This window comes from Rhodococcus sp. (in: high G+C Gram-positive bacteria), from assembly GCF_049286785.1.
Taxonomy (GTDB): Bacteria; Actinomycetota; Actinomycetes; order Mycobacteriales; family Mycobacteriaceae; genus Rhodococcus_F.
Genome location: NZ_JBAQEO010000514.1, coordinates 1 through 9827 on the forward strand (window position 1 = coordinate 1; position 9827 = coordinate 9827).

General features: G+C 66.4%; 8 protein-coding genes. All 8 read right to left on the reverse strand.

Translation table 11 applies throughout. The features are described 5' to 3' along the window. Positions 1-10: 10 nt before the first annotated feature. Complete coding sequence (locus WAW17_RS18545) at positions 11-1264, reverse strand: serine/threonine-protein kinase (protein WP_422334398.1); 1254 nt, start codon at positions 1262-1264, stop codon at positions 11-13. Positions 1265-1314: 50 nt separating this feature from the next. Then, positions 1315-1668 carry a YtxH domain-containing protein gene (locus WAW17_RS18550; protein WP_422334399.1) on the reverse strand — a complete coding sequence of 118 codons (354 nt, stop codon included), beginning with the start codon at positions 1666-1668 and terminating at the stop codon, positions 1315-1317. A gap of 102 nt (positions 1669-1770) precedes the next feature. Next, positions 1771-2739 carry an LLM class F420-dependent oxidoreductase gene (locus tag WAW17_RS18555; RefSeq protein ID WP_422334400.1) on the reverse strand — a complete coding sequence of 323 codons (969 nt, stop codon included), beginning with the start codon at positions 2737-2739 and terminating at the stop codon, positions 1771-1773. Positions 2740-2804: 65 nt separating this feature from the next. Then, the gene (locus tag WAW17_RS18560) at positions 2805-4355 is read right to left on the reverse strand and encodes an FAD-dependent oxidoreductase (RefSeq protein ID WP_422334401.1); all 1551 of its coding nucleotides are present in this window, start codon (positions 4353-4355) and stop codon (positions 2805-2807) included. A 27-nt stretch (positions 4356-4382) separates the two neighbouring features. After that, a complete protein-coding gene (locus WAW17_RS18565; protein ID WP_422334402.1) occupies positions 4383-6122 on the reverse strand; it encodes a SulP family inorganic anion transporter in 1740 nt (579 codons plus the stop codon). Beyond that, entirely contained in the window at positions 6119-7996 is a 1878-nt protein-coding gene (locus tag WAW17_RS18570; protein ID WP_422334403.1) for a phosphoenolpyruvate carboxykinase (GTP), read from the reverse strand. The genes WAW17_RS18565 and WAW17_RS18570 overlap by 4 nt, the downstream gene beginning before the upstream one ends. 41 nt (positions 7997-8037) lie before the next feature. After that, positions 8038-8928, reverse strand: coding sequence for a hypothetical protein (locus WAW17_RS18575; RefSeq protein WP_422334404.1), 891 nt, complete (start codon positions 8926-8928; stop codon positions 8038-8040). Between the two features lie 110 nt (positions 8929-9038). Further along, positions 9039-9404: an ArsR/SmtB family transcription factor gene (locus WAW17_RS18580; RefSeq protein WP_422334405.1), complete on the reverse strand. Its 366-nt coding sequence runs from the start codon at positions 9402-9404 to the stop codon at positions 9039-9041. Between the last annotated feature and the right edge of the window lie 423 nt (positions 9405-9827).

Below are 9827 nucleotides of genomic sequence, written 5' to 3' on the forward strand. Positions count from 1 at the left end.
CGAGAAACGCTCAGTTCTTGCCCCCGTTGCCGTTGTTTCCGTTGCTCTTGTCTTTCTTGGGTTTGCTGTTGTCGTTCGGCGGCGGAGGATTCGGCACGGGTGCGCCCTCCGAAATGGGCGGCACCGAAACGGGCGGCACCGAAACGGGCGGCGCGGGAACAGGAACAGGGGCCGGCACACCGACGACGCTGGAGACAGGAAGCGACGTGGGCGTCGGACTCGCGCTCGTCGCCGGATCGAGGGCGGGTCCCGTGTTGCTGTCTCGACTGCTCGCCGCCACAGCCAGCACCCCGACCACCAGCGCGACCACCACCGCGGCAAGCAGTGCGAGAGCCAGCCGGGGCGGGGACGATTTCTCTGCGTCGGCCCCCTGCGGCACGGCACCGGCGGCGGGAAGGGCCGACGCCGGTGTGAAGTGTCTCGTCGGCGGTGGCGCGGCCGGCGCCACCGAACCCGGCCCGGCCCCCAGGACGGCGCTTCGCATCTCCCACGCACCACCGAACCGCTCCTGCGGCTCACGCGCCATCGCCCGCTCGACTGCATGGACCAGTGCCGGATCGGCGTCCGGCCGTTCCCTGCCCAACGGAACCGGACGACCGTCGAGAACAGACCTGGCCAGCGACAGGATGTTGTCGCCCACGAATGGACGGTGCCCGGCAAGGGCCTCGTAACCCACCACGCCGACGGAGTAGAGATCGTCGGTGACAGCGGCGGGTTTCCCCGCGATACGATCCGGGCTGAGGTAGGCGACCGTACCCAGAACCTGGCCGGCGGAGGTGAGGTCGGTATCCGCACTCTTCGCGATCCCGAAATCGGTCACCTTCACAGCGCCCGTCGCACTGAACAGCACATTGCCCGGCTTGATGTCGCGGTGCAGAATGCCGGCGTCGTGCGCGGCCGCGACCGCGGCGAGGACGTCGGCCAGGATTGCGCGTACCCGGTCGGTCGGTAGTGCGCCGCCCAGGATGTCGTCGGCGAGGGTGCGACCGGGGAGCCGTTCCATCACGATGTACGGGACGCCGGCGTCCTCGCCGCTGTCGTGGACCGCAACCACATTCGGATGATTCAGGGTGGCCGCCAACCGCGCCTCGGTCTCGAAACGTCGACGGGTATCCGGCGCTGCCGCGAGTTCGGGGCGCAGCACCTTGACCGCCACCGACCGGGCGAGGCGACGATCCCATCCGTCGTGCACATCGGCCATTCCGCCGCGGCCGAGGATCCCGCGCAACTCGTATCGGCCGGCGAGAATCACAGATTCCGACATGGCTTCATGCCAGCGTCTTCCGAGATCGGTTCGATAACGGCCGGACTCCTTCAGTTGGGGCCCGGAGTGTGCTCACCCTCGGACCGGGGCGCCGGCGAGGGGACGATCGGCGCGTCGGTAGGCGGCGGCGTGACGGGAGCAGCCTTCCCCTGGTCGCCGTCGCCGGAAGTGGCGGACTCGGCTCGGTGACCGACCTTCTTCGCGAGAGAGCCCACCTTCTCCTGCACCTCGGGGGCCTTCTCCTTGACAGTTTCCTTCGCCACCGCCACCTTTTCCTGCACCGCCGGGTTGTGCCAGAGATCAGTGGACTGATCCTTCAACTTATCGTAGGTATCCCGGCCCGACCTGGCACCCAGGACGAACCCCACAGCGGCACCGGCGGCAAAGATCAGAACTCTCATCATGGCAATCTCCTGAATGAAACTTGGTGGGGTCGGTTCGTACCCCGCATACCCGCGACCCCGTCCGCCTACACAGGCCGCGCCACGACTGCGCCGCGCCGACGCTTACCAGCGTGGCGCGAGTGCACGCACCATGTCGGTGGGATCGCCTGCCACCGTCACCGCCATCACCGGGGTGTCGACACCGGCATCGACGTAACGCTGCACCTTCTCCCGGCACTCGTCCGGCGAACCGTGCAGAACCAGGTCGTCCACCACGTCGTCGGGGATCGCCGCGGTCGCCGCCTTGCGGTCGCCGCGTTCCCAGGCCTCCCACATCGGCGCGAGGGCCTCGCCTCGGCCGAGCCACTCGTGGAACGCGCGGTACACCGGCACGTTCAGGTAGGCCGCGATCATGCGGCGGCCGATCTCGCGTGCGGTGTCCGCATCGAATCCGGGCAGCACGAAGATCCGCGCCACGATCTCCTTGTCTGCGCCGCCTTCGTGGACGTACGGCGCCACCTTGTGCACGTCGTCGGCCGAGAGCCAGTTGATGATGGCGCCGTCGGCTTCCTTACCGGCGAGGCGCAGCATGCCCGGGCGCAGTGCGGCCAGGAGTACCGGCGGCGGCGGGTCGGCCACCACGGCGGGCCGGAAGCCGTCGATGGTGAACGTGTCGAACGTGCGGGTGATCTTCTCGCCGCGCAACGCGTCGTGCAGAAACCGCACGGTGTCGCGGGCCCGCTGGAACGGCTCCTCGAACGGGATGCCGTTCCACTTCTCCACGATGACGTTGGACGACGTGCCCACGCCCAGCACGAACCGGCCAGGGGCTGCGGCAGCCAGCGTGGCCGCCGACATCGCCAAGGTGGCCGGACCCCGCGTGTAGACGGGAACGATGGCGGTGCCCAGGCGAAGCTCCGGAGCCCACACACTGGCCAGTGTCAACGGGGTGAATGCGTCTGCTGCATTCGATTCCGACGACCACACGTCGGTGTACCCGAGGTCGGGCAGCGAGGAGATCAGATCTTTCTGCTGTGCCAGCGGGATCCCGTCGAGCGGAATGGTCAGACCCCAGCGTCGCGTCGATGTCATGGCTAACACCATAGGCAGGGTCGGCGGTCGGCGGTCGCTCCGACTCTATTCCGCGACGAAACCGGCTATCGGTGGTCCGATCCGCCGAACTGCGAAAGGTAGGACAGAACACCGGACGTCTCCGAGGCCGGCGCGGTGAGCGCGACATAACCGTCGGGTCGCACCACCACGACGGCGTCGTCGATGATCCCGTAGGCGCGGCGCGCATGTCCCGCATCGTCGATCAGGTCGACACCCATCCCGGCGGTGTGCTCCACGAGAGCGCATTCGGCACCGGGGATGTGCTCGGCGCAGACCTGCAACGTCTTCGCGGACTTCTTCCCGAACCCGAGGACGGTGAAGTGCGGTCCCCTGAACTCGTCGAACAACCGGAGCGCCGCACCGGCGGGACTGATACACGGTGCGTCCGGTGCGCGATCGCCGGCGCACAGCTCGGACGGGACGCCACCGAGGTTCCGGGACAGCGAACTCCATCGATAGCCGAGACCGAGTTGCTGGCTGTCCTCGGACGCCGCGGCGGCCACACCTCTCGGATCGGCGCTGTCGAATCCGGCAGCAACCTTCTCGAATCCCTCGGTGCTCACCCCGAGTGTCCACCTTGCCAACGGCAATCGCTCCTCCTGGTAGGTGTCGAGCAGTGCCGGGTCTGCACCCCCGAGAACCAGTGCGAGCTTCCATCCCAGGTTGTAGGCATCCTGGATGCCGGTGTTCATGCCCAGCCCGCCGGCGGGCGGATGCACGTGCGCGGCGTCGCCCGCGAGGAACACTCGACCGACGCGGAACCGGTCCACCATCCGGATGTTCACGTGCCAGGTGGACAGCCAGGTGGGTGCGGACAGCACGACACGTGGCTCGCCCGCGATGTCGTCGAAGATCCGTTGGAAGTAGTCGACCGACGGTTCCGGCAGCCGGCCGTGTTCGTCGAAATCGGCGAAGGGCACGCCCTGGAATTGCCAGGCGGTGGTGCCCGGGAACGGGCACAACGCCACGAATCCGCGCTCGGGCCGGGTCCATTGGTACCAGCGATCCGGGGTCAGCCCGTCGACGTGTACGTCACCGAGCAGCATCCCCTGGATTCCCGATTCACCCTCGAACGGCACCCCCAGCACATGCCGGACGGTGCTGCGGCCGCCATCGCATCCCACCAGGTATCCGACCGTGATCGATTCTCCAGCAGCGAATCTCACGGTCACGCCGTTGGTGTCCTGCTCGAATCCGGCCACCTCCACGTTTCGTTCCACGCGGACGCCGAACTCCTCGAGCCGCTCCCGCAGGATCTGCTCGGTGCGCCATTGCGGGATGAACAGCCCGCTCTCGTAGGGCCGATCCGGGGTGGGAACCAGGCCGGCCTGCGGGTCGTTGTCGGCCACCACCTCTCCGCGTACCGAGACGCGGGACGGTAGGTGACGGAACCCCGCGGCGCAGATCTTGTCGATCACCCCGAGGTCGTCCATCACTTCCTGGCTTCGCGCGGTCAAGCCCTTGCCGCGCGAGCCGGGAAACGGTTCTGGCGATTTGTCGACCACCCGCACGCCGACATCGCGCCGCGCGAGTTCGAGTGCCAGGGTGAGACCGGTGGGCCCGGCTCCGGCTATGACCACGTCGGTGGTGCTCATAGCGGCATCCTATTCGCGGCTGCGCTGCTACTCCTGTCTTACCGGCCGGAATAGGGATTCGTGAGCTCCGGGGAGGACCAGCGTGCGGGCGTATCCGATTGCGTCGGGGGTCGTCTCGAAGATGTGCCGATCTTCGCTGTCCTTGGTGGTGAACACTCCCAGTGCCTCGAGGGGCCGCAGGTGTTCGGTTTTGATTCCCGAGATCAGCACGGTGATATGGCGGTGTTCGAGCTTGGTGATGGCATCCTTCAGGACGATGGCACCGGTCGCGTCGATCGCCGTGATCCGCGACATCCGCAGGATCACCACCTTCACGTCCGAGACGTCGGCGAGTTCGAGGAGGAACCGGTGGGCGGCAGCGAAGAACAGGGCTCCGTCGATCCGATACGCGACGATGTGCTCACGGAGAAGCTCGTGCTCCTCGTCGAGGTGGTCGTCGGATTCCAGCGGCACCTGCTCGATCCGTGCCGACTTGGCGACCGCCCGCAACGCGAGGATCGCGGCGAAGGCGACACCGACAGCAACGGCGGTCACCAGATCGAGCGCGACGGTGACGAGGAAGGTGGCGACCATCACGACCGCATCCGAACGGGTGGCCCGGACGATGGCCAGGATCGAGGCGGTCTCCACCATCCGCACGGTGGTTGCCAGCAGCACCCCGGCGAGGGCGGCGAGCGGGATCTCCGCGACCAGCGACGAGGCCAGATACACGATGGCAGCCAGGATGAACGCATGCGTCAGCGCCGCGAGACGGGTGCGTGCACCCGACCGCACGTTGACCGCAGTCCGCGCGATCGCACCGGTTGCCGGCACGCCACCGAACAGCGGCGCGGCAATGTTCGCCAGCCCCTGGCCGAAGAGTTCACGGTCGGGATCGTGTCGCGTTCCGACGCCCATCGAGTCCGCCGCGGTCGCCGACAGCAGCGATTCGAGCGCCGCGAGTGCCGCGACGGCAAGTGCGGGGGCGATCAGCGAGGTCACCTCGTCGAGGTGAAGAAAGCTCAGGCTCGGTGCGGCGATACCCGCCGGAATGGTGCCGATACGGTCGATGTCGAGGCTGAAGAGCTTCGCCACGACCGTCACCACTGCCACCGCGACGAGGGAGAACGGAAGCCTCGGAAAGTAGCGGCCGCCGACGAGAATTGCCACGGCCACCAGAACGGCCACCGCCAGTGCGAGAAACGAGGGATCCTGCACGAACTTGTGGACGGCGTCGACGGCGCTCTGCCACACCTTCTCACCCTCGGCGTCGGTGATTCCCAGCGCGGCGGGGAATTGCTGTAGTGCGATGACCACCGCGATACCGGCCGTGAACCCCTCGATCACCGGAGCCGGCATGTACCGCACCGCACGGCCCACGCCGGCGAACGCGAGAACAACGAGGACCAGCCCGGCGATCACACCGACCGCGAGGACCCCCGATCCTCCGTACTCGTGCACGATCGGCACCAGGACGACCGTCATGGCACCGGTGGGCCCCGACACCTGGAAGCGGGAGCCGCCGAAGACCGCAGCCACCGCACCGGCGATCACTGCCGTGGTCAGGCCCGCCGCGGCACCGAGACCGGTACTGATTCCGAACCCCAGCGCCAGGGGCAGTGCCACCAGAGCCACGATCAGACCGGCGAGCAGATCTGCCCCCGGAGCACGCAGCCCCGGCTTCCATTCGCTCCAGCGCGGAATGAGGGCGGCAACCGATCGCGCCGCCCGAGCGGTGGCGCGCTCGGTCACCGCACCGGAATCTTTCGACGCAGTCAACTCCGTCATGACCGCTCGCCGGACGGCGGAGAGACCGCGGCGGTGGGGTCGAGAACGTCCTCGAGTTGGGCGAGCCGGAGCTTGAGGGCACCCAGCTCGTCCCGCAGGACATCCGGGAGCCTGTTTCCACCGATGGTCGCGAACCACTCGTCGATCAGGCGGGTCTCCGCGATCCACTCCACCGGATCGACCTTCACCGCAGCGGCGACCTTGTCACGATCGAATTCGAGGCCGTGCAGGTTCAGTGCGTCCGGGGTAGGGACGTTACCGATCGGCGTCGCTTCCGCGCTCGCCCGGCCGTCGATGCGTTCGAGTGCCCACGCGAGAACACGCGAGTTCTCCCCGAAGCCCGGCCAGAGGAACTCGCCGTCGTCGTCGCGTCGGAACCAGTTGACGTAGAAGATCTTCGGCAACAACTCAGGGTTCGCCTTCGCGCCGATATCGAGCCAGTGCTGGAAATAGTCGCCGACGTGATAGCCGAGGAACGGCAGCATCGCCATCGGGTCGCGGCGCACCACACCCACCCGCCCGGTGGCGGCGGCCGTGGTCTCCGAAGACAGAACGGAGGCGAGGAATACCCCGTGCTGCCAGCTCCGCGATTCGGTGACCAGGGGAATGGTGGTGGCGCGACGACCACCGAAGAAGATCGCCGAGATCGGCACGCCTGCAGGATCGTTCCACTCGGGTGCCACGGTCGGACACTGGGCGATGGGCGTGCAATATCTCGAATTGGGATGTGCCGCAGTACTTCCGGATGCCGGACTCCAGTCGCGATGCTGCCAGTCGGTGAGATGCGCCGGGGGCGCTTCGGTCATGCCCTCCCACCAGATGTCGCCGTCATCGGTGAGCGCGACGTTGGTGAAGATCGAGTTGCCCTGGTCGATGGTCGCCATCGCATGCGGGTTCGTATGTTCGCCGGTGCCGGGCGCAACACCGAAGAATCCGGCCTCCGGGTTCACCGCATGGAGACGACCGTCTTCCCCGAAGCGCATCCATGCGATGTCGTCGCCGATGGTTTCCGCGGTCCACCCGTCGAGGCTGGGGTCAAGCATGGCGAGGTTGGTCTTGCCACACGAAGAGGGGAACGCTGCGGCGATGTAGCGCACTTTCTTCTCGGGGGACGTGAGTTTGAGGATGAGCATGTGCTCTGCCAGCCAGCCCTCGTCCTTTGCCATCTTCGAGGCGATGCGCAGTGAGTAACACTTCTTTCCCAGCAGTGCATTGCCGCCGTATCCCGAACCGTAGCTCCAGATCGTGCGCTCTTCCGGGAAGTGGGAGATGTATTTGGTGTGATCGCAGGGCCAGGGCACATCTGCCTGACCGGCATAGAGCGGCGCACCGACCGAGTGCACGCATTTGACGAATTCGGTGCCCGGTGTCAGCCGATCCCACACCGCGGCACCGGACCGGGTCATGATGTGCATCGAGACGGCGACGTATTCCGAATCAGTGACCTGGACACCGAACTTCGGCTCCGCCGCGTCCAGCGGACCCATGCAGAAGGCGATGACGTACATCGTCCGTCCGGACATCGCCCCACGGTAGTGCTCGGTCATCACCGTCTTCATATCGACGGGGTCCACCCAGTTGTTCGTCGGTCCGGCGTCGGCCTGCGACTCCGAACAGATGAAGGTACGGTCTTCGACCCGTGCGACATCTTCGGGATCGGAGGCGCACCAGAAAGAGTTGGGTTTGCGATCGAGCCGGACGAATGTGCCCTTGCCGACCAGCATCGTGGTCAACCGATCCCACTCGGCGGCTGAACCGTCGCACCAGACCACACGGTCGGGGGCCGTGAGATCGGTGATCTCGTCGAGCCAGGACACGATCTCGGGATGGTCGGTCGGTGCGACGCCGAGACGGGATACGAAGGGTGTTGTCACGTTCTTCTCCTCATGGAGTTCGCAAGCTGCAGCTCGGCGAATCACTGTTGCCGATCTCGAAGGGGGACGGAATCGCCGAGTGTTCTGCCCGCGTGACGGGCGACGGCGGAAACGAGAAGCCGATCGTCGAGTGCCGGAAGAACTCGATCGACGGGTGTGATCAGCGCCAGAGCCCGTACGCATGCGGCTATCACGTCGACCGTCAGGCCGAGGGCGCCGTGTCCACAGACGGCGCTCAGCAGTCCGGGTAGTACCAGGGCGCCGTCGGTGAAGGGGTCGTCGGGCGGCCGCACCGTGCGGGAGGGTGCGACTTGATCATCGGCTGAGCCGCCGAGATCGATCAGGACGTCGTGATGTTCCATCACTCGGCGCAGCGGGAGGGCCTGCGCGTCCCGTTCGTGCCAGCTGCTCAGATTCCCGACCCCCGATGCCATCAGCACCGGCGCCAACAGCGGCGCCGGATTGACACCGGCGATCACGACTCGGCCGGTTCGGGGCGGCACTCGCCGGTGACGGAGGGTCGTGATCGTCGACGCCGCCAAAGTTACTGTCAGCAAGTCTGTTTCCGTGATGACGAGGGGTCCGCCGCGCTCGGCCACCGCACGCTGCACCGTCAGCGAGTCGGCCCACCCGAGACCCGTGACGAATGCTGCAGACACGCGATGAGGAAGTCCGGCGATCCGGTCTGCGACCTCCCGGGGTGCGCCCGTGGTCAGGGGCAGGCGAAGCGGCCGGATCGGCGTTCGAGCCCGGACCAGTGCCGCATAATCCTCCATCGCGGTCCATGGCGTTCGTGTCCGCGCAGAAGGCGCCGTTCGCGTCCGCGCCGCACAGACTCCGACGACGGCAACGTCGATGTCCGGAATCACCAGACCGGCCAGGTCGGCCCGTCCGCTCCTACCGTCATTGTGGTTGTTCGTCACGGTCGACATCTCATTTCCGAGTCGGACACGCTTCCACTGACCGACCCATTCGATGTATGCACTTTAGCAATTCTGCAACTAGTGGCCAGGTAGAAAGCCCTGCCTTGGTAAGCCCCCCGTCAGCCCCCGGTTTCGCTCACCAAGGCAGGAGTATGGGGAAGGTCCTCGAGCAGTTCGGCCTGACCTGCCACCATGCCGGTCAAGATTGCGCGCGCTGTCGCGAGGAGCTCTGCAATGCGAGGCGAGGTGAGGGCGTACGACACCGACAACCCCTCGCGCCTGGCCGTGACCAGACCTGCGCGGCGAAGGATGGACAATTGCTGCGAGAGGTTGGCCGGCTCGATTCCCACCTCGGGGAGCATCTCGGACACGGCATATTCACGCTCGCTCAACAGCTCCAGCACACGAATCCGCGCCGGGTGTCCCAGCGTCTTGAAGAAGTCCGCCTTCATTTGATACAGCGGCAGGCGCGAGTTCGCGACCATGCTTCTCCCGTCCTCCGACTCGGTCCGATGCCAGGCCGATGTCATCAGCCCGCGTTACTTGCGAATCTTAGCAAGTCGTTATCGCTACGGCCACCGAGACCTCTGCGCCACCCGAAGCCCGGGGTTACACAGTGGGCGCCGCGCTTGACCTCCGGCGCCCTGACCCAATGTCGCATCGGTCTAATTGCATTGAACCAGTGCGACATTGGTTGCGCGGCGGACTGGTCGGTTTTTTCTCGGTCGGCGGTGTAATCTATCAGCAGTTCAGTTCGAGACGATCAACCGGCCAGATCGATCACCGGATCGATCACCAATCCACAGGGAGTGAAATATGAGTTCCTCCGATCTCTTCACCGACCTCGTCGCCTGGGGTGCCGAGGGCTTCCTCAACGGCAATCCCGTCCAGTCGGCAGTGGGCACGGT

Coding starts and splice junctions, on each gene's coding strand:
- WAW17_RS18545 (WP_422334398.1), bottom strand. CDS start 1,264: ATGTCGGAATCTGTGATTCTCGCCGGCCGATACGAGTTGCGCGGGATC.
- WAW17_RS18550 (WP_422334399.1), bottom strand. CDS start 1,668: ATGATGAGAGTTCTGATCTTTGCCGCCGGTGCCGCTGTGGGGTTCGTC.
- WAW17_RS18555 (WP_422334400.1), bottom strand. CDS start 2,739: ATGACATCGACGCGACGCTGGGGTCTGACCATTCCGCTCGACGGGATC.
- WAW17_RS18560 (WP_422334401.1), bottom strand. CDS start 4,355: ATGAGCACCACCGACGTGGTCATAGCCGGAGCCGGGCCCACCGGTCTC.
- WAW17_RS18565 (WP_422334402.1), bottom strand. CDS start 6,122: ATGACGGAGTTGACTGCGTCGAAAGATTCCGGTGCGGTGACCGAGCGC.
- WAW17_RS18575 (WP_422334404.1), bottom strand. CDS start 8,928: ATGTCGACCGTGACGAACAACCACAATGACGGTAGGAGCGGACGGGCC.
- WAW17_RS18580 (WP_422334405.1), bottom strand. CDS start 9,404: ATGGTCGCGAACTCGCGCCTGCCGCTGTATCAAATGAAGGCGGACTTC.